Source organism: Collinsella sp. An271 (genome assembly GCF_002159695.1).
Taxonomy (GTDB): domain Bacteria; phylum Actinomycetota; class Coriobacteriia; order Coriobacteriales; family Coriobacteriaceae; genus Collinsella; species Collinsella ihumii.
The window spans coordinates 1-24,414 of record NZ_NFJE01000003.1; the positions used below are offsets into that span (position 1 = coordinate 1).

The 24,414-nt window shown below is 64.3% G+C and carries 20 protein-coding genes and 1 pseudogene; 6 read left to right on the top strand and 15 right to left on the bottom strand.

Annotated elements, in window-relative coordinates:
* Positions 1 to 73: 73 nt before the first annotated feature.
* Positions 74 to 991 carry an IS21 family transposase gene (istA, locus tag B5F74_RS03160; protein WP_239283333.1) on the bottom strand — a complete coding sequence of 306 codons (918 nt, stop codon included), beginning with the start codon at positions 989 to 991 and terminating at the stop codon, positions 74 to 76.
* 178 nt (positions 992 to 1,169) lie between these two features.
* Here istA and B5F74_RS03165 point away from each other — a divergent pair, with 178 nt between their 5' ends.
* Entirely contained in the window at positions 1,170 to 1,349 is a 180-nt protein-coding gene (locus B5F74_RS03165) for a hypothetical protein (protein WP_087199973.1), read from the top strand.
* Between the two features lie 45 nt (positions 1,350 to 1,394).
* Positions 1,395 to 1,655, top strand: a complete 261-nt coding sequence (locus B5F74_RS03170) for a hypothetical protein (protein WP_087199974.1) — start codon at positions 1,395 to 1,397, stop codon at positions 1,653 to 1,655.
* A gap of 1,143 nt (positions 1,656 to 2,798) precedes the next feature.
* On the opposite strand, the gene B5F74_RS03180 is transcribed toward B5F74_RS03170, so the two are convergent.
* The 7 genes and pseudogenes from B5F74_RS03180 to B5F74_RS03210 all read right to left on the bottom strand — a co-directional run bounded on the left by B5F74_RS03180 (position 2,799) and on the right by B5F74_RS03210 (position 8,515).
* The gene (locus B5F74_RS03180) at positions 2,799 to 3,620 is read right to left on the bottom strand and encodes a hypothetical protein (RefSeq protein WP_087199978.1); all 822 of its coding nucleotides are present in this window, start codon (positions 3,618 to 3,620) and stop codon (positions 2,799 to 2,801) included.
* A gap of 661 nt (positions 3,621 to 4,281) precedes the next feature.
* A pseudogene (locus tag B5F74_RS12755) lies at positions 4,282 to 4,470 on the bottom strand (tyrosine-type recombinase/integrase); the annotation flags it as partial.
* Positions 4,461 to 5,297 carry a site-specific integrase gene (locus B5F74_RS03190; RefSeq protein ID WP_087199980.1) on the bottom strand — a complete coding sequence of 279 codons (837 nt, stop codon included), beginning with the start codon at positions 5,295 to 5,297 and terminating at the stop codon, positions 4,461 to 4,463. The gene B5F74_RS03190 and the pseudogene B5F74_RS12755, both read right to left, overlap by 10 nt.
* Positions 5,298 to 5,882: 585 nt before the next feature.
* Positions 5,883 to 7,094 (bottom strand): ATP-binding protein, encoded by a 1,212-nt coding sequence (locus B5F74_RS03195; RefSeq protein ID WP_087199982.1) that lies wholly within the window; start codon positions 7,092 to 7,094, stop codon positions 5,883 to 5,885.
* Between the two features lie 311 nt (positions 7,095 to 7,405).
* Positions 7,406 to 7,612 carry a helix-turn-helix transcriptional regulator gene (locus B5F74_RS03200; protein WP_087199984.1) on the bottom strand — a complete coding sequence of 69 codons (207 nt, stop codon included), beginning with the start codon at positions 7,610 to 7,612 and terminating at the stop codon, positions 7,406 to 7,408.
* A gap of 7 nt (positions 7,613 to 7,619) precedes the next feature.
* On the bottom strand, positions 7,620 to 7,934 hold the full coding sequence (locus tag B5F74_RS03205) for a DUF6442 family protein (protein WP_087199986.1): 315 nt from the start codon (positions 7,932 to 7,934) through the stop codon (positions 7,620 to 7,622).
* Positions 7,935 to 8,053: 119 nt separating this feature from the next.
* On the bottom strand, positions 8,054 to 8,515 hold the full coding sequence (locus B5F74_RS03210; RefSeq protein WP_066830251.1) for an aminoacyl-tRNA hydrolase: 462 nt from the start codon (positions 8,513 to 8,515) through the stop codon (positions 8,054 to 8,056).
* Positions 8,516 to 8,659: 144 nt separating this feature from the next.
* Between B5F74_RS03210 and B5F74_RS03215 the strand changes: the two genes are divergently transcribed.
* Together B5F74_RS03215 and B5F74_RS03220 are read left to right on the top strand one after the other, a co-directional pair.
* Positions 8,660 to 12,097, top strand: a complete 3,438-nt coding sequence (locus tag B5F74_RS03215) for a DEAD/DEAH box helicase (protein ID WP_158095680.1) — start codon at positions 8,660 to 8,662, stop codon at positions 12,095 to 12,097.
* A gap of 57 nt (positions 12,098 to 12,154) precedes the next feature.
* Complete coding sequence (locus B5F74_RS03220; protein ID WP_204212414.1) at positions 12,155 to 13,201, top strand: DUF3089 domain-containing protein; 1,047 nt, start codon at positions 12,155 to 12,157, stop codon at positions 13,199 to 13,201.
* Between the two features lie 109 nt (positions 13,202 to 13,310).
* On the opposite strand, the gene B5F74_RS03225 is transcribed toward B5F74_RS03220, so the two are convergent.
* Positions 13,311 to 13,820: a gamma carbonic anhydrase family protein gene (locus B5F74_RS03225; RefSeq protein WP_087199990.1), complete on the bottom strand. Its 510-nt coding sequence runs from the start codon at positions 13,818 to 13,820 to the stop codon at positions 13,311 to 13,313.
* A 48-nt stretch (positions 13,821 to 13,868) separates the two neighbouring features.
* Between B5F74_RS03225 and B5F74_RS03230 the strand changes: the two genes are divergently transcribed.
* Positions 13,869 to 14,945 carry a carbohydrate-binding domain-containing protein gene (locus B5F74_RS03230; protein ID WP_158095681.1) on the top strand — a complete coding sequence of 359 codons (1,077 nt, stop codon included), beginning with the start codon at positions 13,869 to 13,871 and terminating at the stop codon, positions 14,943 to 14,945.
* Between the two features lie 24 nt (positions 14,946 to 14,969).
* On the opposite strand, the gene B5F74_RS03235 is transcribed toward B5F74_RS03230, so the two are convergent.
* From B5F74_RS03235 to B5F74_RS03250, 4 genes are all read right to left on the bottom strand, one after another.
* Complete coding sequence (locus B5F74_RS03235; RefSeq protein WP_158095682.1) at positions 14,970 to 16,043, bottom strand: S-layer homology domain-containing protein; 1,074 nt, start codon at positions 16,041 to 16,043, stop codon at positions 14,970 to 14,972.
* A 127-nt stretch (positions 16,044 to 16,170) separates the two neighbouring features.
* Positions 16,171 to 17,142 (bottom strand): magnesium transporter CorA family protein, encoded by a 972-nt coding sequence (locus B5F74_RS03240; protein WP_087199996.1) that lies wholly within the window; start codon positions 17,140 to 17,142, stop codon positions 16,171 to 16,173.
* A 426-nt stretch (positions 17,143 to 17,568) separates the two neighbouring features.
* Positions 17,569 to 20,118: an S-layer homology domain-containing protein gene (locus tag B5F74_RS03245; RefSeq protein WP_158095683.1), complete on the bottom strand. Its 2,550-nt coding sequence runs from the start codon at positions 20,116 to 20,118 to the stop codon at positions 17,569 to 17,571.
* Between the two features lie 371 nt (positions 20,119 to 20,489).
* A complete protein-coding gene (locus tag B5F74_RS03250) occupies positions 20,490 to 21,407 on the bottom strand; it encodes a LytTR family DNA-binding domain-containing protein (protein WP_158095684.1) in 918 nt (305 codons plus the stop codon).
* Positions 21,408 to 21,662: 255 nt separating this feature from the next.
* Between B5F74_RS03250 and B5F74_RS03255 the strand changes: the two genes are divergently transcribed.
* Positions 21,663 to 22,346 (top strand): ATP-binding protein, encoded by a 684-nt coding sequence (locus B5F74_RS03255; RefSeq protein WP_158095685.1) that lies wholly within the window; start codon positions 21,663 to 21,665, stop codon positions 22,344 to 22,346.
* A gap of 88 nt (positions 22,347 to 22,434) precedes the next feature.
* On the opposite strand, the gene B5F74_RS03260 is transcribed toward B5F74_RS03255, so the two are convergent.
* Both B5F74_RS03260 and B5F74_RS03265 read right to left on the bottom strand, forming a co-directional pair.
* Entirely contained in the window at positions 22,435 to 23,235 is an 801-nt protein-coding gene (locus tag B5F74_RS03260; protein WP_087200002.1) for an ATP-dependent sacrificial sulfur transferase LarE, read from the bottom strand.
* Positions 23,236 to 23,300: 65 nt separating this feature from the next.
* Entirely contained in the window at positions 23,301 to 24,380 is a 1,080-nt protein-coding gene (locus B5F74_RS03265) for a LacI family DNA-binding transcriptional regulator (protein ID WP_087200004.1), read from the bottom strand.
* Positions 24,381 to 24,414: the final 34 nt, after the last annotated feature.

Here is a 24,414-nt window from a genome sequence, read left to right on the forward strand (position 1 = left end):
GAACGGGGGTGGTCGGCGCGCGCATGCTCAAACCCGAAAGTTTTTCGTGCTCATTCCCGAAAGGTCCCCGCGCTCAAACCCGTAAACAAGACGCTATCAAATACAGCCGCCTCCCCGCCTGCCCGGCGCACCAGAGCAGGGCCTCCTCGTTGAGCGCGGTGATGTCGGTGAAGTCCCTGCCCGCGAGGAAGTTCTCCTTCACGAAGCGTATCAGGCGCTCGACCTTCCCCTTCGTGAAGGGGTGGCGGGGCTTGCAGAGCCTGGTGCGGAAGCCCACGCACTCCATGAAGGAGGCGTAGTCGGGCTGCCACACCGGCCTCCCGTCGAGGTCGCGGCGGGTCACGACGCTCTTCATGTTGTCGGTCAGGACCCACTCTGGGACCCCGAGCGCCATGAAGGCGCGCGGCATCCCGATGATGAGGTTCTCCTGTCTCGCGTTCGGGAAGAACTCGACGTAGGAGGCGCCGCAGTGGTGGCACACCATCGCGAAGCAGGCGATCTTGAGCTCGGTCCCGTCGAGGCACTCGATCCCCGCGAAGCCCCAGTCCATCTGGAAGGCCTCGCCCGGGGCGGTCTCGTAGCGCCGCCCGCGGTTCCCCTGGGGCGGCACCTGCCTCCTCTTGGCCGGGACCAGGTCGCGGTGCGCGGCGACGTAGGCCTTCACGGCGGTGAGGCCGCCGCCGAAGCCCTGGGCGCGCAGGCGGTCGAATATCACCTGCGAGTTGGTCACGCCCTTGCGCAGCAGGTCGTCCACGAGCCCGGTGTGGCCCATCAGGACGGTCGTCGCCGCCCGCCTCCCGCTGTTGCCGTGGGGCAGCACCTTGAAGCCGTGTCCCTTGATCGTCCTGGCCCTCGACCTGCTGAGGCCGGTCCTGCGGCAGAACTCCGCGAGGTTGCAGGCCGCCGGGTCGAACGCGTCGCCCGCCTCGGCGGCCATGTCGGCGAGCGCTCTGTCTATAATCTGTTGCAGGTCATCGTGCCTGTCGTTCACTTCAATAGTCCTCCTAACGCCGGCGCATCAGCAACACCAGCATAGGAGGCGGCGACGGGCGCGATGGCCGTTTTTCGACGACCGGGATTGGCCGGATTGTCCTGACTATTTGTGGCTAAAATCTCCCGACGCTAACAGCGAGCCCGATGACGAGAAGAAGGGGACGCATCTGTCCCCGATGCCCGTCATATGGCCGGACGGGCGCTCGTGGCGCGTCGACGCCGTCGTCACCTACCGGAGCTACGGCCGGTCGTTCCTCGGCACCCTCGTCGAGCGGTGGGACGTCAAGATAAATGGGCGGATCAAGACGGTCTGGTGCGAGCACGACCGCTTCTTCGTGGAGCGCAAGAAGCGGTAGCCCCGCACTGAATCGGCCTGTTCTGCCTAGATCGGAGGAAGCTGTTTGAAGGCGCGCGAAGATGAGATCGATGCCCACATGGAAGACCTGTCGGATGCTCTGCTCGAGATGCGGGCGCGGGTTGGGAACCCTTCCATCACCCAGATGGCCGCCTCGGCGGACGTCTCGCTGCCGTTCGTGTACGGCCTTCTCTCCGGGGACTCCGTCTGGAAATCGAGCAACCTCATCAAGTTCGTCCGCGCGTTCGGATACGAGCCCCATGTCGTCCTGGTGCCCATAAGGAGAGAAGAGGAGCCCGGTTTCTGAGGCCGGGCTCCTGGATCTTTAGGGATTATGGGTTGCAGCGCCCGCGCGGGCTGTACCCCTGCGCTATGGCCTCGTCCCGCGTCCCCGAGAAGGCCTGCTCGTTGGCCTCACTCATCTTCTTCCGCTTCACATGAGACCTCCTGCATCCGGTGGGTGCTTCATATCTCTATCCCTAGGATAACCTTCTGAAATCCGTTCGCCCCACCGATAGGGTCGGGAATCCAAGCATGGATAACTCGAAGCGCTTAGGCGCCTGAGCGCTTATGATGCTGAGCATCTAACGACAAAGGTGTAAAAGGACGAGAGCGACCCATCCTGTGAAGCTGGGAGCGCCCGGTGCGAGACGGCTTTACGAGCGCGTCCATCAGCCGTGCTGACTGACCGCGCTAAGCGCCGAGGATGGCCCAGAACGCCGGGAACGCGAGCAGGGCGAGGAGGGCGAGCTCGGTCGCCGGCAGGGGGCGTCCGTACCGCCGCTCATTCTGGAAGGAGCGCACGATGAGCCCCACCGCTGCCGCATCGAAGGCGAGGAGGGGAGCTGCCAGCCGGGTCCGAAGGCCACGAGCGTCCTGGGCATGGAGAGGATCCCGATGCCGCCGAACGCGCCGAAAAGGCCCGTGAGGGCGCCGCCCGCAGCCCCTGACCTCCATGCGAGGTGAATCGCCGCCGGGAGCGTGAGCGATACCGAAGCAGATGTGAGAACGAGGTCCACAGGGGGCAGGGGGATCCGGACGAAGAGATCGATGGCACCCGTAGAGTCAGCAAAGACGAGAACCCAATAGCTGATGAAGTACGAGGCCGTGACGACCTGAATGATCCTCGTGCAGTCTGTGGAATCGTCTTCCATCCTGCGGTCTCCTTTCATCTGCGCTACGCTGGCCGCCGGCGGCACGGACGCCCGGCATGGGGCGCCTCCATCCGCTTCGCCTTGCGACTGGCCGCGGAGGCCAAGGGCGCTTGCGAGCATTGCGAGGGTGAACCCATGGGCGCTGCCGCCTTTCCGTCCCGTGTGCTCGAAGCCACGGCGCCCTTCATCTGGTCTGATCAATTGAGCGTCCCTCTTCTTTCGCTGCCTTTTCGAACGAATCCCATCGGATGTTCCGCCAACGTGAATCTTCGCGTACCTGCGAGGTCCGTCTTGGCCTAGCTCTCGCCCCTCGCTATTCTGCGGACGGCCTTTATCACATAGACCGGAAGCCCGACGATAACGGATGCGGCTACGGCCCAGCAGGCGCATATGATTGGCAGGAACAGTACGACCAGAATCCAGTTCTCAGGCCCAGTTGGAGGGTCAAAAATAAGGGTGTACGCCCCGAAAGCAAGGATCGCGACGAACGTTCCCGCCCCCAGGCAGTCCGCGAGCGTGGAGAGAAGGCCTTGCTCGGACGCCGCCGAGACAACGAAGACTGCGATGGCGGTGAGCAAAAGCGTGACCGCAACGCCTAGTTTAGAGAGCCAGCCGATCGATGCGCTCGTAAACAGCGCCGGCGTGTGGGAGACGATCGCCCACATCGCCCCCAGCGCGAGGACGGCTCCGCCGACAGCAAGGAGCGGCACGGGGATTCCGGGGCCAGCAGGACGGGGTTTGCCACCAGTTTCGCCGCCGCCGCTCACGCCCGTGATTTCATCGATGACGTCGCCACTGTCACCGATCCCCTTCCTGAGTTCCGCGACAGCCCTGCGGTCGGTGTCGAAAACCCTGCTGTCCGCATCGATGGAGCCCAGCCACGTGCCGTGGCAGAAGAGTCCGGCGTCCTCCGTCAGGTACATGTGGCCGAGCGGCGAGATGTCGATGACCTTCCTCTCACCGTAGATTCCGTCCGGGATGTAGACCCCGTCTTTCCTGATGTGTCCGATGATGCGCTCTCCCCAGATGCCGTCCGGCAGCTTGATGGCCCCGCTGTCATCGATGGTGCCGATGCTGCGCCCGAAGAAGCCTTCGTTCAGGTGAATCGTCCTTGCCATGGTTCTTCCTTTCCCCTTGCAGGATTCGCTTTTCCCTTCCGGCTCCATCATCCCTCCGCATGCCCTCCTTCAAGGGGTGCGACGTGGAGTTGCGGCAAAGTTGCGGCAGAAAGGATTTTTGGCAGCCTGTTCAAGGATTTCGCCCTCAACCCGTGCGCCGTGTTCAAGATGGCAATCGGCCACAAGCGCCGGTACGAGGGCTTTGCTCGCTCGGAGACCATGGCTCGTGGTGCGTCCGCTGCTGCTCGGCAAGACGATACGCGGCGGTGGCGCCGCACCCTCCGGTGGAGCCGATATCGTCGCCCCTCGAGAATGCGACGATGTGGAGCCTGTGGCTGCCGTCGGGGTGTGGGATGCGTGCATCCGTACCTTCGCGGGCCGCGCAGGATTGTTGTGGTCGAATTGCCATCCTTTTCGGGGACAATGAGGGTCGCCCCGCTATGGGCCGACTTTGCAGGATGCCCGGGCTTGTTCACGAGCGGGCCTTGTTGGGGGTGCCGCCCTGTGCCTCCATGAGGCTCTCCGTGGCCGATGCGCGTTAAGCCGGAGGTGGAGGTCCCCGCGCGTCGGGATGCCTCGCGCATTTGAAGCCGACCGTCCGATAAGCTACCAGGGGCCCAGGCTGGAGGCGGGTGGGTTCTGGCTCCCGCGACCGGGCTACTTACCGGACAGCAGCGTGTCCATCTATCTGTGCCATGCCGGCGCGCTTGCTGTCCGCGAGCGCATCGGCGTATACATTCAGGGTCATGGCGGCGTTGCTGTGGCCGAGGATGGCGCTTACCGTTTTGACGTCGAGGCCGCCGTCTGCTGACGAAATCGCGAGTGTGGCAAAGGTGTGCCTCAGGTCGTGGAATCGAGGCGGTACGCCCTGCGTGCCTGTGAGGGAGGCGGTCCGTGCGAAGGCATGCCATTCGTCTGTGGGCTATAGGGCTTGCCCGTGACAGGGGAACCGATCACATAGAGGGCGTCGTCCCATGCGAGCCCGATTCCTTCCCTCTCTTCGGCCATGTACCGCTTTCTTGACGAGAGTATGGCGGCCAACCTGTCCCCGAAAGGTATGTCGCGGATGGAGCCGCTTGTTTTCGGGCGGTCCAGGACATAGCGCCCCGAGGAGCGCGAGAGCGAGTGAGTGACGTGCACCACGCGGCGCTCATAATCGACATCTTGCCATCGTAGTGCACAAATCTCAGCTTGCCTCATGCCTGTCATGAGAGCGAGCTTGGCTCCGACGGCGAGAGCAGACTGGCCGAAGTGCTCGAGTGCCCGGTTCATCTTGGCGACTTCTGCGGTCGTGAGGGAGTTCACCGGTTTCGACCCACTTGCTGGTGCGTCGACGCAGTCGAAGGGGTTCGACTGCAGATCGCCCATCTTACGAGCATGCGTACACACCTGCTTGGCGAATACGTGAATGTGCGAGAGGCTAGTCCTGCTGAGGCCATCGGCGACCAAGCCCTTTTCCCATGCCAGGATGTCTCGAGCGGAGATTTCGCAGATTCGTTTGCTGCCAAGTGGCGTGCCGATGACTTTCTTCAGATATGAGCGGTACCCGCTGGCGGTGACCGGGCGTATCGCACGAGAGAGTTCCTTGGTGACGATATAGTCTTCCGTGTACTCGGCGAAGGTCTTCGGTCTGGCACTATCCTCCAGAATCTCCTTGGCCTTTTCCGCCTCGACCATTTCATCGCGCCAGCGTCTGAGAAAAGTTTCTGCAGATGCCTTGCCGCGGTTGTCCGGAATCTTTTCCCGCTCTTGGGGTCGATTTTGTCGGGGTGGCACTTTACCCCCGTGCTTTTTGTGATCTTCGTTTGAGATCCGGGCCCATCCTGCCAGCTCATGACGGCGCGCCAATATCCGTGATGTTTTGTCACGAAGCCTTTCGAGTACTGTCTGTCCATGGAATGCCTCCTCCTTGGGTACTGCGTTGGGTACTGTGTGGGTACTGTCAACGCTAGTTGCTCAAAGAGGCGTGCCGCTTACCTCTCCCATTCATTCCCTGATTTGCCTGATAGGGATGCTCGTCGTTCATCATGGGTTCTCATTGTTCCTTGGCTCGCCTTCCAGAAAGGGAATCTCATAACCCGGAGGTCGTAGGTTCAAATCCTGCCCCGCGACCAAGAACAACGGCTCTCCTCGGGTGCAGATGCCTGCCGCGTGCAGTCCGACCGTGCATTCAACTTCGCTCACGTCTCAAGTTTCACGAGTCTGCGCTTGCACGTCTCGTGCGAACGCTGCGGCGCCGCTGCCGAGGAGCGCCGTCCCAGCCTATTCCAGCAGCCAATCAACGAGGTTGCGTTGCTCGATGCCGTTATGGTCCGTCGCACCGATGCGGTCCAGGGTGAGCAGTGTCTTGGGGTAGGCGTCCCCCAGCAGCTCGAGTGGACGCAGTTCGCGACGCAGCGTCGCCTCGTCCAGTACGGACAACGCGACTTGATAGTAATGCGGCTTGCCCTCGCGCTCGGCAACGAAGTCGATCTCCAAATCTCCCACGCGCCCCACGCGCGCCGTGCGGTAGCGCCGCAGCAGCTCTAGGTACACGACGTTTTCCACACGGTGTCCGAGGTCGCTGCCGTCGCGTCCGAGTAGCAGATGCCTGAAGCCCAGGTCGCCGAGGTAGTATTTGCCCCCCTGCTGCAGCAGGCGCCGACCCTTGGCATCATAGGGGTCGGCCTTGAAGACGAGGTAGCACTCCATGAGCGCGTCGAGGTACTCGCCGACGGTGGTTGGGGAGACTTTTGAGCCGTTGGCCGTCAGCGTGTCCGCAATCGTTTTGAACGAGAAGCGATTTCCCACGTTATCGGCGAGAAAGGCGATAAGCGCGCGCAGGACCGGCATGCTGATGCGGGGGTGCCGCGTTGCCACGTCTTTGACGAGGATGGTGTTGAGCACGCCGTCAAGGTATTCAGACACGTCCTCGGTGGGCAGGAGGGAGGCGTACGGCATGCCCCCCAGCGAGAGATAGCGGTTGAGCAGCTCGGTATCGTCCGCGCCGTCCGCAAGGGCTGCACGGGCGTCACGATACTCCGCGAACGAGAGCGGAAGGAGTCGGAACTCAACATAGCGGCCGGTAAGCAGCGTGGCAAGCTCGCTCGAGAGCAGATCGGAGTTCGAGCCGGTGATGTAAACGTCGCAGTCTTCGCGTGCGTACAGCGCGTCGATTGCTCGCTCGAAGCCCTTGATGCGCTGGGGCTCGTCGATAAACACGTAGCAGCTTGGGGAGCTGATGCGGGCGACGGCGTAATCATAGAGCTCCTGTGGCGTGGTGGGGGCGGCAAAGCCCATGCGCTCAAGATCGATCGAGACGATCGACCCCTCGTTCACGCCGGACTCGACAAGGGCTTGCTGGGCCAGCTTGAGCGCGGTTGACTTACCGCAGCGCCTCAGGCCGGTCACCACTTTGATGACGTCACGGTCCTTCCAGCGGAGGAGCCATTCGGTTGCCTGGGGGCGCGGGACGATGACCGGCTGGTTTGTCATGGGTGAGTCCAATCTGTCCAACCAAATAGATAAACCAAGGAGATACCTCAATTGTATCCATTTAACTAGATGAATATCTGTTTATTGGTAAATCTATCCAATAAGCTGGATGTATTGAGGCGTGGAATCAGCCCTGCGGCACATCGCACATCGCCTGCGTGCATTGCTCTGACATGCTTCCAGGGGAGCAGCGCGGAGCTTGCTGAGCTGGCCGGTGGATCTGCTCGATCTGGTCCCGGCGGTGTTGCAATGAACGATAGCGCAGCCATAACGGTCCAACGTGTCCTCCAAGGACGCTCCGGCCGCAACAATCAGAAGTAGAACAGGTCCTCGAACTTCTTGTCCAAAGCGATGCAGATGACCAGGGCGAGTTTTGCCGTCGGGCTGAACTGACCCGTCTCTATGGAGCTGATCGTGTTGCGGGATACACCAACCATCTCGGCGAGCTGTGCCTGCGAGAACCCCCGTTCGGCACGCGCCTCCTTGAGGCGGTTCTTCAGAACCAAAGACTCTTCCATGGGCGCATCAGTTTCCGGTCGCGTAGAACCACAGCCATCCCAGGGAGGTGGCGGCGTACAGGATTGCCACGAGCAAGGTTCTTCCCGTCCTGCTGACGCTCCATCTGTATGCATTCGCCGCTGCGAGATAGCCGAAGCCTATCGCGATCAGGTCATAGGAGTTTCCGCCTGTGATGGCGGTTCGGATGAAGAAGACTGCGACAAGGACGGTTCCCATACCGATCGCCCCCCAGACGCTTGCCTGGTCCGCGATGCGGCGGTCGCGCTCGTCGAAGAGCAGGTTGTCCTTGCGGCTGCGGGACAGGATCTCTTTCCGGTCCATGCTGCCTCCCAAAAATGCCAAGTTTTCTTGTCAGAACTCAGCCTAGCATTGACAAGAAAACTTGGCAATGAGATGTTTCGGAACGGTGCCGGTTTCGCCCATCCCGCACACGGCCCCGCTCAGTACAGCGGCAGCTCCCCGGTGAGCGGATCGACCTGCTCCGGATAGAGCGGTTCGAGCGCGAGGCACGTATAGGTCGGTTCCCCGTGGAACTCCGTGTAGCCGGCATCGCGCACGAGCGCCGAGATGAAGCCGGCCTCTTGCGCGCGGCGATGCAGGTCGAGAAGCTCTTCCTCCGAATCGACGTACACGCAGACCTTGGCGACTCCCTCGGAGAACCATGCCTCGAGGGGAGATAGGGCGGCATCGGCGCTGATCTCGCCGGTTTCGACATCGAACGTGGCGTCTTCCAGGGCGATGGGTGTCGGCGTGAGTGTGATCCAGTCATCCCCCGACACGCGGATATCGTCAAGGCGCTCATCGCGCACGAGGGCCAGCAGCACGGCCTCTACGCAGGCGTGGCCCGCCTGCGCCGCTATCTTGCCCTTGCGCATCTTCAGGTCGCGGCGCATCACGATCATCTGCTTTGCCTTGTACACGGCGCCTCCGTTCGTTGCAATTGTTCGATTGCCCTATTGTACCTGTGCCGCGGTGCGGCCTTGCCCAGGTGCATGTCCGCGCGGTCGGGTATAGTTTGTGGGGATCGAACCGGAAGGGGGCGTGTCATGGATGCCGATCGCATTATCGAGGGTCTGCGTGCGGAGGCTGCGCTGTCGTCGACGTACGGCAGGGGGCTGCAGCTGGCAAAAGGCGGTGCGGTGGGCAAGTTCGAGCTGGTGGCCGGATCGCTTGGGTCGACGGTTTCGCTAACCGGCCGTGTCGAGGGCTCCCATGGGGAGCGCTACCGCACCGATGTCCAGCTCGATGCGGACTCGGGGGATATGCTCGACTACTCCTGCACCTGTCCGGCGGCTGAGAACTATGACGGCATGTGCAAGCATGAGATCGCCCTCGTGCTCGATTATCTTGCCCGCAACGGGGTCGGTCCCGCCTACGCGGCGCGCCTTGGGCGCAAAGCCTCCGCTCCCGCATCCCGTCGTGCGCGGCAGGTGCCGACGAGTCCTCAGATCGTCCGTCTGCTGAACGAGCAGTCGACTCGCCTCATGTCCGGGACACGGCGTGCTCGATCGGAATTCGGGCGCGCGCCGCGCAGCGCAACCGCTCCCGTCGAGCTGCTGCCCACCATCCTGCCTGCCCGTGACAGCATCTATTCGTCGAGCGAGCAGACCTGGTGCATCAAGCTGCGCGTGCGCAGCGGAAGCGTCACGTATGTCGTCATGAACATCTCCGCGCTCGTGGATGCATGGCGCAGCGGCTCCACGGTGACCTATGGCAAGAACCTGTCGTTCGCGCATACGCCCGAGGCGTTCACGGAGCGCGCCCGGGAGCTGCTGAAGCTCGTATCGCGTGTCGCCGCGAGCCAGCGGGCGCTGTTCCTTTCGCGCTGGAAGTACCAAGAGGCGGGGAGCGGCACCGAGATCAAGGAGCTGCCGATGGCCGCAGCCGACCTGATCGAGATGCTCGACCTGCTCGACGGCGCAACGGTCGCGTTTGAGCCGAACGATGGCCCGTACGGGTCACGCGGAGCATCGCGCACGCTTCGTGTGCAGCCGGGCGATCCGATGATCCACACGCGTTTGGAGCTTGCGTCCGATGGCGGATGCAGCTTGAAGGCGCCCAAATCGGTCTTTCCGTTCGCGGTGGGCGACAGGATGTACCTGCTGGACGAGGAGCATGCGTGGCGCTGTTCGCCAGAGTACGCGGAGCGTGCGGGAGCGTTTCTTACGCAGATCCTGCCGTGTCAGATCGAGCTCCATGTCGCCCAGCACGATCTGCCGGCATTTTGCCGCGACATCCTGCCCGCCCTGCGTTCGGCGACGGATCTGGAGGCGCCGGCCGAGCTGGATGCGCTCGTTCCCCCGGAGCCCATCTTCACGTTCAAGGTGGGCCTGGATGACGGCCGTGTCACCTGCGATGCAACCGTCGCCTATGGTGCCTGGGAGGCGTCGCTGTATGGCGAGGCCCAGCGTCAGGCCGCGCATATCCGCTGGGTGCCGCCGGCATCGACCGTGCGCGCGGCCGAGCCCGTTCGCGACCGCGCCGCCGAATACCGCGTCATGGATGCGGTCGAGGCGATCTTCCCGGGCGGCATCATCGAGGCCGGCGACCTGCCCGGGTTCGATGAGGACGATGACGAGCTGCTCTATAACCTGCTGACGGAAGGGCTGCATGAGCTCGACGAGTTGGGCGAGGTGCTTCTTTCGGAACGCCTGCGGTCCATCCACGTGCAGGACAGCCCGAATCTGACGGTGCGCGCCACGGTGACAAGCGGGCTGCTCGACGTCGCCGTCAACACGAGCGGCCTGTCGGCTCCCGATCTTGTGGCCTATCTCGCCTCGTACAAGCGAAAGCAGAAGTTCGTGCGCCTCAAAAACGGCGACATCATGCGCCTGGGCGAAGGCGTGGCGGCCGTGGGCGAGCTTGCCGACGGGCTGGGAGTGGACGCAACCGACCTCGCGGCGGGCGTGAGCGACCTGCCCGTCAACCGAGCGCTGTTTGTCGACGGCCTGCTCAGGCACGCGCCGGGCCTGCGCCTGTCGCGCAACGACGAGTTCCGCGCCCTGATTCGCGACTTCGACACGTTCGCCGACGCCGATTTCGAGGTGCCGGCGAGCCTTTCCGGCGTGCTGCGCCCCTATCAGCAGGACGGTTTCCGCTGGCTCGAGATGCTCGAGCGCTTCGGCTTCGGAGGGATTCTCGCCGACGACATGGGACTCGGCAAGACGCTGCAGGTCATCGCCCATATCCTTGCGCGCAAGGAGGCGGGGGAGAAGGCGGATGTTCCGGCGGATAAGGCCGATAGCGCCACGACGCTCGTGGTGTGCCCCGCATCGCTGGTGTACAACTGGACCAGCGAGCTCGAGCGGTTCGCGCCGGCGCTCGACGTCATCGCGGTGCTGGGCTCCAAGGCGGCGCGCCGCAAGTTTATCGCCGCGGCGCGCGATCACGATGTGTTGGTGACCTCGTACGACCTGATGCGGCGCGATGTCGACCTGTACGAGCAGGAGGCGTTCGCCCGCGTCATCCTCGATGAGGCCCAATACATCAAGAATCCGGCGACGCAGGTCGCTCGTGCCGCCAAGCGCCTGCCGTCCCGTGTGCGCTTTGCGCTGACGGGCACGCCGATCGAGAACCGAACGGCCGAGCTCTGGAGCATCTTCGATTTCCTCATGCCCGGCGTGCTCGGCTCGCGCGATGCGTTTTCCAAGGCGTACGAGGGGCCGGTCGAAGGCGGGGACGAGCGCGCGACGGAGCGCCTGCGCTGCCTGGTCACTCCGTTCATCCTGCGTCGCCTCAAGACCGACGTGCTGCGTGACCTTCCGCAAAAGACCGAAAACATCCTGGTCGCGCGCATGGCCGGTGAACAGCTCAAGCTCTACCAGGCGAACCAAGACCGTCTGGCGCGGCAGATCTACCATGAGCTGCCGGCGGAGTTCGGGAGAAAGAAGCTGCAGGTGCTCTCCGAGCTCACGCGCCTGCGCCAGATCTGCTGCGACCCGTCGCTTGCCTACGAGGACTACGCGGACGGCAGCGCCAAGCTGGACATGTGCCTCGAGCTGGTGTCGAGCGCCATCGACGGCGGGCATCGGGTACTGCTGTTCTCCCAGTTCACCTCGATGCTCGACATCATCGCCACCCGGTTGGCGCGGGCGAAGGTCCCCTGCTTTGTCCTGACGGGGTCGACCAGCAAGGAGGAACGCCGCCGTCTGGTCGCGCGGTTCCAAGCGGGCGAGGCGCCGGTCTTTCTCATCTCGCTGCGCGCGGGCGGCGTCGGCTTGAACCTCACGGCTGCGGACGTCGTGATCCACTACGACCCGTGGTGGAACCTGGCGGCGCAAAACCAGGCGACCGACCGCGCGTATCGCATCGGCCAGGAGCGCAACGTGTCGGTCTACAAGCTTATCTGCGCGGACACGATCGAGGAGCGCATCGTCGCCATGCAGGAGTCCAAGCGCGAGCTTGCCGAAGGCCTGCTTTCGGGCGAGGGCGTGCGCTCGACATCGCTCAACCGCGACGATATCCTGACGCTGCTGAACGGATAACATGAAACGGTTCGGGACGGGGTCATCTTTGTTCATTCCGGCATGAGGGGGCGGTCCATGAAGGGGATTAGCAGGCGATCATCGAGCCTTCGCTTGAAGCTTCCTGCGGTGTCCATGGCGCTGGTGGGCGCGTGCCTGTTCGCGGCCGGCTGCGGCACGTCCGCGCCCGTCGTGACCGACTACGCGGAGAGCGGCAACTGGGCGTATTTGGAGACCGATGTTGCGGGAAGGGATGCGGACGTCTTCTTCGTCTGCCCGTCGGTCTATGCGGGCGAAGAAGGCGCGAACAACATGCCGCTTGACGACGAGGAGACCAAGGAGAGCTTCGTCGGCGCCATCAACATGGAAAAGGGCATCTACGACCAGGATGGCACCGAAGAAGACAACCGGTTCTTTGCGCCGTACTATCGGCAAATCGGGCTCAACGTCTACGAATTGCCCGAGGAAGAGCGCGAGCCCTATCTGGAGATCGCCTACCGGGACGTCGAGGCGGCGTTCGAATATTATCTCGAGCACTACAACGACGGCAGGCCCATCATCTTGGCGGGCTTCTCGCAGGGTGCCGACATGTGCATCCGCCTTATGAAGGACCGCTTTGACGAGGAGGGGCTGCAAGACCAGCTTGTTGCCTGCTACGCCATCGGCTGGCGCGTCACGGCCGATGAGGTGGATGAGTACCCGCAGCTCGAGATGGCGCAGGGCGAGGACGATACCGGCGTGATCGTATCGTTCAACAGCGAATCCCCGGAGACGGACGGTTCGCTGCTGATTCCCGAGGGGACCAAGACGTTTGCCATCAACCCGTTGAACTGGAAAACGGACGGCACGCCTGCCGACAGGAGCTTGAACGAGGGCGCGTGCTTCACCGACTACAGCGGGGAGATCAAAAGCGAGATCGATCAGCTGACCGGCGCCTATATCGACGAGGAGCGCGGTGCCCTCAAGGTTCCCGATGTGTCCGAGGACGACTATCCTGCCGGCCTCTCGATTTTCGAGGACGGTGTCTACCACCTGTACGACTACCAGTTCTTCTACCGCAACCTGCAGGAAAACGTTGAGGACCGCCTCGACGCCTATCTGGAGGAGCAGGCCGAGGCCGATTAGGGGACCGGTGCATATCGGGGGACGTACCTTCCGCATGCAAGGGGCGCGCTTTCGGCGCGCCCCTTGCATGCGGAAGGTACGTCCCCCGATATGCACTGCGGCGGGCGGATCAGCGCCCTTCGTCATCCCGCAGGAGGCGCGCCTCCTCGGCATAGCGGCGGGCGCCGCGGATATTGGCTTCCTGCTCCTGTTCGGTGAGCTTGCGGACGACGCGCGCCGGGCTTCCGAACGCCAGGAAGCCGTCGGGGATGACGGTGTCCTGCGTGACGAGCGCGCCCGCTCCGATGGTGCATCCCGCCCCGACCTGCGCGCCGTTGAGCACGATGGCACCCATGCCGACGAGCGTGCCGTCACCGATGGTGCAGCCGTGGATGATCGCCCCGTGTCCGACGGTTACGTCGCGCCCGATGACCACGGGCTTGCCGCGATCTTCGTGGACGACGCATCCGTCCTGGATGTTGCTGCCCGCACCGACGACGATGCGGTCGCAGTCGGCGCGCAGCACGGCGTTGTGCCAGATGCTCACATCGCGCTCCAGCGTCACGTCGCCGCTGATGACAGCTCCCTCGGCGACGAATGCGCTAGGATGGATAACAGGGGGTTTGGCGAGATCGGTCATGGTTCCTCCTTGACGGATATGGTACCTCATGGCAGGAGGGGAGCGCGCATGAAGGGGACGCGTGCGATTGCGATTACGTTGGCGTCGCTTGCGCTGCTGACCGGCTGCTCCGGCAATGATGTCGCCGGGTCTGCAGCAACCGATGCGCCCGCCATCGAACAGCAGAGCTCTGCTGCCGAGAAGGAGGTGCTCGAGGCTCTTCGCTCAGAGGTTCGCGACGCCACCGACGACAAGATGTTCTCAGGACGCGACCGGGATGCATCCTTTGCGGCAGACGAGGTCGTCGATATCGTGCTGGACGGCGCGGGGGCGACGTGCCCGGACGGGTCGGTCGACGTGTCCGGATCGGTCGTCACGATTCGGGAGGCGGGGACCTATCGTGTTTCCGGGATGCTGCAGGACGGCTCGATCGTCGTCGACGCGCCCGAGGACGCCAAGGTGCACCTTGTGCTCGACGGCGCACGGGTGACAAGTTCGAACTCGGCCGCTCTGCTCGTGCTTGAGGCTGACAAGGTGTACGTCACGCTCGAGCAGGGCAGCGAGAACATGCTTGTGAGCGAGGGCGCCTTCCAGGCCGTCGACGACGTGAACGTGGACGGTGCGGTCTTCTCGCGCCGCGACCTCACGTTCAACGGGTCGGGTGCGCTCACGGTGAGCTCGCCCGCGGGGCACGGCATCGTATGCAACCGCGACCTCGCCTTCTGCGGCGGCAGCTTCGCGGTGACCGCATCCCGGCATGGCGTGAAGGCGCGCAAGAGCGTGCGCGTGGGCGAGGGGACCGAGCTGGCGGTATCTTCCGGCAAGGACGGCATCCATGTGAAGGACGAGGACGATTCCGAGACCGGGTTCGCCTACCTCTCCGGCGGGTCGGTGGCGCTCTCTGCGGGCGACGACGGCATCAGCACCGAATCGAATCTGCTGGTGACGGGCGGTGCGCTCGCCGTCGATGCCGAGCGCGACGCGCTGCACACCAATGCGTCGATCGCCGTGACCGGAGGGGAGCTGGAGCTCTCCTCGGAGGGCTTGGCCTTCCATGCCGATATCGCCCTGCTGCTCGAGGGCGGGGATATCGATACCGATGGATGTGCAGGCGAGACGGATGCCCCGCTCGTGGCGCGCGGCTGAGCGAAGGCGGCGCGGGCGGCCGCTTTACAGCTGCCCGCCGCCCAAGAACTCGCCGAAGGCGTACATGGGGCAGTCGCTTGCGGGCACGCCGGGACGACGGGCGCCGAAGCAGATGCCGTCGCCCACGTAAAACGCCACGTGACCGGGGAAGAAGACGACGTCGCCGTAGTGCAGGTCGTCCTCGTCGGTCACAAAGCGGGTGGCATGCTCCCTGAAGTAGTCGAGCTGGCTGTTCGAGCCGTGCGGCAGGGTGTAGCCCAGACGGCTGTAGACGTAATAGACCAGGCCGGAGCAGTCGAAACCCTCCTCGGGCGAGTCGCCGCCGTATGCGTACGGGAAGCCCTCGTACTGCAGCGCGAGCTCGACCGCGGCGGTGCCGACCGCGCTGGTATCGTCTCCGACGGAGCCGTCGATGATGTCATCATCCGCGGGCGCGTTCTCGAAATCGTCCAGAATCCCGTTGAACACGACGAGCATCTTGGCGGCTTCGGCGCGGCTCGCGCTCGCCGTCGGCATCAGCTGCGCGCTGCCGCCCAGGATGCCGGAGTCGACGGCCCACACCATGCTCTGGAGCGCCCAGCTGTTGATCGAGCCGCGGTCGGAATACGCATTCAGGCAGGATGCGTCGCCGCTGAGGGAGGTCCCGGTGACGCTGGTCATGAAGTTGCCGAGCATGCACGCGAGCTCCTCGCGGGAGACGGCGGCCTCGGGGCGCACGTAGCCTCGGGTTCCGCTGATGACGCCGGCCTCGTAGGCCCAGTTGATGGAAGCGGTGTACCACCGTCCGTCGGCAAGGTCGACGAACGGGGTCTCGTTGGTATCGGGGAACTCGCCTGCGGACACGCCGGCGATGCGCATGAGCATCGTGGCGACCTCGGCGCGCGTGACCTGGTCGTCAGGGCGCAGGTACCCGTTGTCTCCCTTGATGATGCCCTGCTCGACGGCATCGTCGATCACACCGGAGATTTCGGCCCAATGGCCTGCGGGAACGTCGATAAACGAACTGGCCCACGCGGGCTGGGCGAAGGCGCCGCTGAGAGCGAGGGCAAAAGCCGCAGATGCCGCGACGGCACCTGCGCGCTGGCACAGAGATGTCACAAGTGCTCCTTTCATTTGGAAGCAACTCTACCACGGACGTACAAACGCCGCAGCATCTCCGAGCCGATTCCATGGATGGGTGAGGCTTGCCCGCGCCGTCCGCGCCGGCCGCCGCGAAGGCAGCGGCCTAGCGCCAAAGCCCCTTGCGCTTGAAGATGTAGGCCGCGACCAGGCAGGCCGCAACGGCCAGCAGCGTCGGGAACAGCCACGAGTCCACAAAGGGAAGGCCCTCGAACGGCAGGCCCACGTTCATGCCGTAGAAGCCGAAGACGATGTTGGGGATGGCCATCACGATGGTGATGACCGTCAGCACCTTCATGACGATGTTCAGGTTGTTGGAGATCACGCTCGCGTAGGCGTCCATGGTGCCCGACAGGATGTTGCTGTAGATGTTGCACATCTCCTGGGCCTGATGGACCTCGATCATGACGTCCTCCATGAGGTCCTGATCCTCCTCATAGAGGGTGATCATGTGGCCGTGCATGATCTTGTTGAGCGTGACCTCGGCGGATTTGAGCGATGTGGAGAAGTAGACGAGCGACTTTTCGAGCGACAGCATCTGCAGCAGCTCCTCGTTGCGCATGGAGCCGTAGAGGTGCTGCTCGGTTTTGGTCGACAGGCGGTCGATGCGGCGCAGGCACACCAGGTAGCTCTGCGAGATGCGCAGCAGCATCTGCAGCAAAAAGCGCGTGCGCATGCGGGTGTTGACCTGACGGACGCGACCGGAGGCCATATCCTGCACGATCGGGCTTTCCTGCAGGCTGACCGTCACGATGATGTTCTGGTTGCGCAGAAAGATGATCGAGATGGGCAGCGTGGTGTACTGCAGCATCGAGGGATCCTGCATGTCCTCGACGTCTTCGGCGCTCGGGTAGTCGACGATGACGAGGGTCTGGTTGACGTCCTCGTCGTAGTCGATGTGCGAGGTCTCCTCCTCGTCGAGGGCGGAGCGCACGAATTCCGGCACGATGCCGACGGTGCTCTCGAGCCATGAAGCCTCGTCGGGCGAGGGGTTGACGACGTTGACCCAGCACCCGGGTTCCGGGGAATCGATTTTCGTTGTGATGCCATCAAGTCCGGTCATGAAGCACTCGACCATGGATGCCCCCTTCCGTTGCGGTAACTTGAGGAAATGTTGAGCAATCTCTTTCGTGCCAGCCGCTCTTGTGCGAGCGCTTGCGCGTTCGGGCTGCACGGGCGCAGCCTTGCCGCATCGTTGTCCGTATCCGTCTCATCACGGCGCCGCCGGGCGCGAAAGAAATTGGTCAGCGTTTCCCGGCCACGTTTTGGCCGCGCTCACGATACCGCAAGGGCTCTGCCAAATCGCGGCGGAAGTCAAAGTATCAGGAAGGCCTTACGTTTTCTTCACGCCGAGAAGACAACTGCCGACGCACCCGCCCCGGTGCAAATTGGGGACGTGCCTTCCGCATGCACTCTTGCACGCTTTGGCGTGCAAGAGTGCATGCGGAAGGCACGTCCCCAATTTGCACCGGGGCGGCCCTGTGGGGCCGCCCGCTCATACGCGCTACGCGACGCCGCTTTCCAGGAAGTTCATGACGAACGCGGCGATCTGCGCGCGGCTCACGCTCGCCTGCGGCTGCAGGTCGCGCTGGCCGTCCTCGGTCTCGACGCCGTTCATGACGCCGTGCTCGACCGCCCAGGCGACGCCGCTTTCCGCCCAGTCGGAAACCCGGTCGGCCCCGAGCATGCCCTCGATCGCCCCCACATCCCCGGGCTCGGCGGAGAGCGCGTTGGCCAGAATGCAGGCGAACTGCTCGCGGGTGAGCGAGTCGCCCACGCCGAAGGTGCCGTTGCCGTAGCCGTTCATGATCTTGTTCTTGACGGCCCAGTTGACGGCGTCGCTGTAGTACGTGCCCTGCACGACGTCATCCAGGTCGGCGGCTTCGACCTTGGCACCGTTGCCGAGCCAGTTGTACATGACGCACGCCGCCTGCTCGCGCGTGACGGTGGCTTCGGGATCGAACAGGCCCGTATCGTCATAGCCGTGCATGTAGCCGTGCTCCTTGGCGTACTCGACCGCCTCGAAGTACCATGCGTCGGCGGGGATGTCGGCAAACGGCGGCTCGACTGCGGTGCCATAGGCCTTGTACGGCGGATTGTCGAAGGCCCACAGCGCGAGCTCCTCCTCGGTGAGGAAATCGGCGATCGCATCGTTCCAGTCGAGCACCTCCTCGCTGTCAAAAACGAAGCTCTCCCCCCGGTTGATGACGCTTTGCCCATAGACGGGCGCCATCGCCTCGATCTGCACGGTGACGTAGTCGTCGATCTCGTCCTGGATGGCCTGTGCGTTTTCCTGCGCCCAGGCTTGATAGTCCTCATCCGTCGCGCCCTCATGCTCGTCGAAATAGCGCTCGGAGATGTTCTCGGCGGCCTTGCTCGCGAGCGCATGCGTCTCGTTTTCCTGGGCGTAGAGGCTGGCGACTTGTGCGTCGTGCTGCTGCTTGCCGACTTGAGCCTGCAGGGGGACGTAGTAGGTCGCGTCGTCGTTGCAGTACTCGGTCACGACGACCGAGAAGCGCTCGCCGGTCGCCATGCGTGTCTTGTCGTGGTCCGACTCGGGGATCTCGATGAGGTGGTAGCCGCCGTACTCATAGGTATCGCTCAACGTGACCAGCAGCTCGCCGTCGGTGGGGCCGGTCGCCCCCTCGTTCAGGCGATACAGCTGGTAGGTGACCGTGGTGTTGGGCTTGACGGTCTCGCAGGACAGCCGGTCGATGACCTGAGGGCCTTCAGCGGTAAAGATGTTCGCGCCGCTGAGCCTTTCGGTGGCGCTGTATGCGCTCTGCCTGCATGTCGGGAGGTAGTCGTACTGGTTGGTGTAGAACGGTTCGAGCCCGTCGGTGCCCAGGTGCTCGGCGTCGAGAACGAACGCCTCGGGCATGGTGAGCGTCTGATCGTAATAGGAGAGGTAGAAATAGCCGTCATCGCCCCAGCTGGCTTGGTTCGGAAACTCGCTGCTCTCGGCGCCCCAGCTGTTCTTGACGACCCATGCGCCGTCGGCAGGCGGGCGATGCGACGGGTCGACCTCGCCGGTCTCGGGGTCGGGGGTGCCGAAGTTCTCGGCCGCATAGGTGTCATCCCAGCCCACGATGGTGACCGCATGGTTCGCCGGCGCATATTCGTAGCCGTAGTTGGCCCAGGTCGCGGCATTCATGAAGCCGTCGGCGGCAAGCTCGTCGCTGGCGTGCGACTGGTCGGCGCAGAGGGCGATCGAGACCGCGCGGCCTTCCGTAAGCTGCTCTTTGATGGCGCGGGTGGCGCGCTCGTCGTACGAATAGGTTCCGTCTTCGTCAAAGGTGGCGGGGCACGGGAGCATGAGGGACTCCTCGAGCTGCGCACCGGTCTGCAGGCGAAGGCTCTCGTCGAGCGCCCAGGTGCCGGAGGCGGCGTACATCGTCCCCGATGGATGCAAGATGCCCTCGTCGTTTTGATAGGGAGCGAGCGACTCGGAGATAGGGCCGATGCCTGACGAATAGAGCGAGGTGGCATATGCGCTGAGGCCGCCATAGAGGAGGGGAGCGCTTTGCGGCTGGCAGCCGAGGATGTCCTCCATGGTCTCGTCGTCGGGAAGATCGTCATCTTCGAGCAGCACGTTGTGCATGCCCTCGCCGCCCTGGTCGTTGTAGAGGCGGTCGCCTTCCTCGCCGTCGGGCAGGGCCGTGGTCGAGAAATATGCGAGCTGCCGTTCCGATAGGTCGAGGCCGGTTCGCTCGTACGTGGTGTTGAGATCGGAGAGCAGACTGGTCTCGGCGGCCGCGACGGCGGCGAATCCCCAGCACGTGCTCCAGACGCCCTGGTTCTTGACGGGCGTCACGACGCCGCGACCGCGCAGGTCGAACGAGGCGGGCAGCTCGTCTGCGGCGAGCAGGTCGACGCCGGTGGTATCGGACGCGAAGTTGAGCGCGCTGTTGTGGCTGTCCAGCGGGCTCGCCTCGAGGGCGCTTGCGACGGGCGCCGCGGCGAGCGAGAAGCCGACGGCGAGCGAGAGTGCGACGGCGCTGCGGCGAATGAGCGAGGCGCAGCGCTGCTTCCAGAACCCTTTGGGACGCTTCATGGAACATCCTTCCTCGATTGGGTGGTGCGGTGCGATTGGTTGTTCAGAAGCAAGTATGAAGGATGCCGGGGCGTGCCGCCGTGCGTGTGGAAACAGACGGGCGGATTTTGGGAATGAAAGGGGCGCTGCCTCTTCGGATTGCATCGGACATAGTCGGATGGGCGTGATGCCGCAGCCGGCCGGGCGGCGGGGCGTCTCACCTCGCCGAGCGCGTCCCGTTCATTCATGAATGAAGAGAGGTGTCAAACAATCGAATCCTGCGGAAATGCCGAAACGGCCCTCGTTCATTCATGAATGAACGAGGCGTGGATCTAGGGCGCGTCGACCGATCAGGTTTCGGTGCGCTTGCCAGGCGGGGCTGCGCCGCGTCGTCAGTCCTTCTGGGGGTCGAGGCCGCCCGTGACGCGCAGCGCCATCTCGCGGCGCACGATGCTGTAACGGCGCTCGGGGATAGGGATCTGCGTGCCGTCCGAGAGCTCGAGCGTGAACTTGCGGATGCCGCTTACCTGGGCGGCGTTGACGACGAAGCTGCGGTGGACGCGGAAGAACGTACCCGGGAGTTGGGGTTGGATGTCGTTTAACAGGACGTTCAGCGTGATCGTGTCGCCGTCGGCAAGGTGCAGCGTGCTGCGTTTGCCGTCGGCTTCGATATAGAGGACCTGCGTCGGGTCCACATAGCGGGTCGCCTTGCTCGTTCCGAGCGCGACGCGGGTGGGCAGGTTGCCCGCGCGCTGGCCCGCCTGCAGGATGCCGCGCACGTACGCGTAGGTCTCCATGCTGACCTGCAGCGGGAACACGTCTTCACCCACCAGCTCGTTCCATTCGTTGGAGGAGTGGACGTGGTATGCCTTCCAGATGCCGTCGACTAGCGAGCAGCAGACGGTGATGCGCTGTTTGGCCGCGAGCAGAATGGGCTCGCGCGCCCCGGTGAACAGGCGGTACGTGCCGTATACCGTGGCGTCCGTCGCGTCGGCGCTGGGACGGCCGACGAAGCCGAAGCGCGCGTTGCGCAGGAAGATCGAGGGCGCGGTCTCGACCTCGGGCAGCTGGCGGAGCATGTCGTCTCGGCCGTTGAAGACCATGTTGCCCGCGCCGATGAAGATGCAGTCGCTCGTCGCACGGTCGAGCAGGGGCTGGTAGTCCTTGGCGTAATAGGACGCGATGACGCGCTCGACGATTGCGGGGAGCTGCTCGAGGGGCTCACGCTGGAGCGCGCCTGTGCTGCTTACGGGCGCAGCGTCGCCAGGCGTGCGATGCGACGCGTCATATGACGACGTATGTGCTGCCATGAGATACCCCCGACGGTCGTCTGGCTCCATGCGGCATCAGGGTATACCCGAGCCGATTGCCATATTATACGCGCGCCGTGTTCCCACATGGTTAAGCGGAGTGAAAGCTCGCGATGGGAGAGTGAATGCGCCTCACGGCGAGAGAAAGGCCGCGTAGGGTCCCTTTCGGACGGGATATTTATTCCCAAAATCGCGCCTTCTGCTCTTTTTGTCGGATGTGCCGGAGCTTTTTTACGTATCCTTGTGAAGGAGGACATGGGATACATATCGGGCGCCCGCGCGCCCTATGCAGGAGGGACCGCCATGGATGCAAGCTCGTTGTCGCACGACGCAACGCATGCCGCCGCGGACGCTCCTGCCGACACGTGCCTTGCGCACGATCGCTGCCGCCTGAAAGCGGTGATGGCCAACGAGGAGATCGCGCAGGATGTGCTGGTCGCCGTGCTCGATCGCGTGGACGGTGTCCCGCTCAAGGTCAAAAACGACATCCGCATCGCCGTGGAGGAGCTGTTCGTCAACGTCGCCTCCTATGCGTACGCGTCGGTCGGCGATATCGAGCTGTCCGTGACTGTCGACGGCGATGCGCGCGCGGTCACGGTGACGCTCACCGACTGGGGCGTCCCGTTCGACCCGTTCAGCTATGCGGCGGCGCGGCCCTTGAAGGCGTACAGCGTCGAGGAGGCGCCGATCGGAGGCCTTGGCATCGTGATGGTGAAGGGCCTTATGGACGAGTGCTTCTACCGGCGCGTCGATGGCGCGAACGAGGTGCGTATCGTGAAGCACTGGGCGGCGCCCGAGCCCGAGAGGGTGCCTGCTGCGCCCGCATGGAGCGGTTCGGGGATCGACGACCTGGACAAGATCCAGGGTGAACTCGACGATGACGATCTGACGGCCATCGCGGGCGGCATGGTCATGATGGAGCCTCACAGCTGGCTGTAGCGGGGCGGATCGAAGCGGCCTTGCGGCTTGCTTCGCGCGGCTTATTCACGCTCGCGCGAGCGGGCAAATGACCCGTCTCATAAAAGTATCAGGCGTTCATGCTGCCGCGGGCGTAGTGATGCCAGACGGGGTCGATGCTGACGGCGCCCGCGTCGCGCAGCGAATCGAGGATGCCTCGGGGCAGCGAGGCGCCTTCTGCCGCGCATGCTTCGGCGAGGTCCTCGTCAGACGCCTCGACGCGCACCGTGCCCGCCACGAGGCGGACGCGGACCTGCTTCAAGCCGTGGGCGTGCAGCGCGTCCTCGCATGCGCGGACCAGCTCGAGCTTGCCCGCATCGAGCGGCTCCCCGCAGGGGATGCGCGTCGCCAGGCAGGCGCCCGCCGGCATGTTCCACACCTCGAATCCCCAGCGTTTGAGCATCTCGCGCTCCTCGGCTTTGTGCCAGCCGGTCTCCATGAGCGGCGAGCGCACGTCGAGCTCTGCCAGCGCGCGCATGCCGGGGCGGAAGTCACCCGCATCGTCGGCATTGCTGCCGTCGACGACGACATCAAAGCCACCCTCGCGCGCCGTGGCGACAATCTCCCGGAAGCCGGCGAGCTTGCAGTGATAGCAGCGGTCCTTGGGGTTGGCGGCGACCTCGGGGACGGACAGCGGGTCGATGGCGATCTCAAAGACGGGCAGGCCGAATCGCCGGGCGTCGCGCTCGTAGGCCGCGCGCTCGGGTGTGCCCATGAAGGGGTTCACCAGATGGATGAGCGCGGCGCGATCGGGCAGGTGCCGCGCGCAGACGGCGGCGAGAAACGCGCTGTCGACGCCGCCCGAGTAGCCCACGGCAACGCGGCCGTAGGAGTCGAGCAGGGCGACAAGCTGGTCAAGTTGAGATTCCACGGGTCCTCCTCGTCGTTGTCCGCGGCATGTCATACCCGTCTTCATGCCGGCCCATGCGCGCCGTGCTACAGGAAGGTGCCGAGGTTCAGGCCGATGGCGTCTGACACCTGGAACGGCGTCGCCCCGACGGTGCTCGCGCGCGTCAGCATGAAGGGCTTCACCAGGGCCTGATGGTTTTCGGCCATCAGCTCGGCGTAGGCCTCGCCCGATTTCGCCGCCTGGATCTGCTCGATCAGGAAATGCACGCCGCGACGTCCCAGCTCGTAGCCGGTGGGCGCGCAGGTGGTGAGCGGGACGCTGCCACTCCATGCCAGAGGGTTGCCGTCGCAGCCGGCCACCGCGATGTCTTCGGGCACCGCGAGCCCCGCCGCCTCGATACCCTCGATGGCGCCGCAGGCGAGCACGTCGGACAGGCCGATGATGAAATCGGGGCGCTCGGCGGCCGGCAGCGCGGCGAGCTTCTGCCCCAGCTCGTAGCCATCGAGCGCAAGATCGACGTTGCCGCTGTCGAGTACGGTGAGGGCGACGTCGGGATAGCGCTCCATGATGGAGCAGATGCCGTTGAGGCGGCGCCGGTCCTGCGGCGACTCCGCGCGGCCGAGCACGGCGACGCGCTGCGCGCCCAGGCCGATGGCGTGATCGGCGAGCAGGGCTCCCTGTTCGCGATGGTCGGCGGCGACGAAGAAGCCGGGCTCATCGCTGATGGCGTCGAGGAAGACCACGGGGATTCGCCCCGGTTGGACGGCGGGAAGGGCTGCATCCGAGGAGGGCGCCTGCACGAGCACGCCGGACATCTGCGTGCCCATGAAGTAGCGCGTGTAGCGCGACTCGAGCGCCTCGTCGTTGTCAGCGTTGGCGATAAGCAGGCCGTAGCCCTGCCGGTTCGCCTCGACGCTCGCGCCGCTCGCGATCTGCAGGCTCAGGCCGTGGCTGAGGCGCGGCAGCACCAGCCCGAACGTGGGGTTTCTGCCGCCTGCAAGCAGGCGCGCGCTCTGGTTGGGGGCGTAGCCCAGGCGCCTGATGGCGTCGTTGACCGCTTTGAGCGTTTCGGGCCGTACCTTTTCGGGATGGTTGAGGGCGTTGGATACCGTGCCGAGCGCGACGCCCGCCTCGCGGGCCACATCGCCGATCGTCACCTTTGCCATCTGAGCCTCTTTTCGTTTCATAGTGCCGAGAGCA

Excerpts from the sequence above, each read along its gene's own strand:
- B5F74_RS03250 (WP_158095684.1), bottom strand. The coding sequence starts at position 21,407 with ATGGCAGCACATACGTCGTCATATGACGCGTCGCATCGCACGCCTGGC.
- B5F74_RS03210 (WP_066830251.1), bottom strand. The coding sequence starts at position 8,515 with ATGATCGTGATGCGCCGCGACCTGAAGATGCGCAAGGGCAAGATAGCG.
- B5F74_RS03195 (WP_087199982.1), bottom strand. The coding sequence starts at position 7,094 with ATGACAAACCAGCCGGTCATCGTCCCGCGCCCCCAGGCAACCGAATGG.
- B5F74_RS03205 (WP_087199986.1), bottom strand. The coding sequence starts at position 7,934 with ATGGACCGGAAAGAGATCCTGTCCCGCAGCCGCAAGGACAACCTGCTC.
- B5F74_RS03215 (WP_158095680.1), top strand. The coding sequence starts at position 8,660 with ATGGATGCCGATCGCATTATCGAGGGTCTGCGTGCGGAGGCTGCGCTG.
- B5F74_RS03265 (WP_087200004.1), bottom strand. The coding sequence starts at position 24,380 with ATGGCAAAGGTGACGATCGGCGATGTGGCCCGCGAGGCGGGCGTCGCG.
- B5F74_RS03220 (WP_204212414.1), top strand. The coding sequence starts at position 12,155 with ATGAAGGGGATTAGCAGGCGATCATCGAGCCTTCGCTTGAAGCTTCCT.
- B5F74_RS03190 (WP_087199980.1), bottom strand. The coding sequence starts at position 5,297 with ATGGTCGAGGCGGAAAAGGCCAAGGAGATTCTGGAGGATAGTGCCAGA.
- B5F74_RS03230 (WP_158095681.1), top strand. The coding sequence starts at position 13,869 with ATGAAGGGGACGCGTGCGATTGCGATTACGTTGGCGTCGCTTGCGCTG.
- B5F74_RS03165 (WP_087199973.1), top strand. The coding sequence starts at position 1,170 with ATGCCCGTCATATGGCCGGACGGGCGCTCGTGGCGCGTCGACGCCGTC.
- B5F74_RS03180 (WP_087199978.1), bottom strand. The coding sequence starts at position 3,620 with ATGGCAAGGACGATTCACCTGAACGAAGGCTTCTTCGGGCGCAGCATC.
- B5F74_RS03245 (WP_158095683.1), bottom strand. The coding sequence starts at position 20,118 with ATGAAGCGTCCCAAAGGGTTCTGGAAGCAGCGCTGCGCCTCGCTCATT.
- B5F74_RS03255 (WP_158095685.1), top strand. The coding sequence starts at position 21,663 with ATGGGATACATATCGGGCGCCCGCGCGCCCTATGCAGGAGGGACCGCC.
- B5F74_RS03200 (WP_087199984.1), bottom strand. The coding sequence starts at position 7,612 with ATGGAAGAGTCTTTGGTTCTGAAGAACCGCCTCAAGGAGGCGCGTGCC.
- B5F74_RS03240 (WP_087199996.1), bottom strand. The coding sequence starts at position 17,142 with ATGGTCGAGTGCTTCATGACCGGACTTGATGGCATCACAACGAAAATC.
- B5F74_RS03225 (WP_087199990.1), bottom strand. The coding sequence starts at position 13,820 with ATGACCGATCTCGCCAAACCCCCTGTTATCCATCCTAGCGCATTCGTC.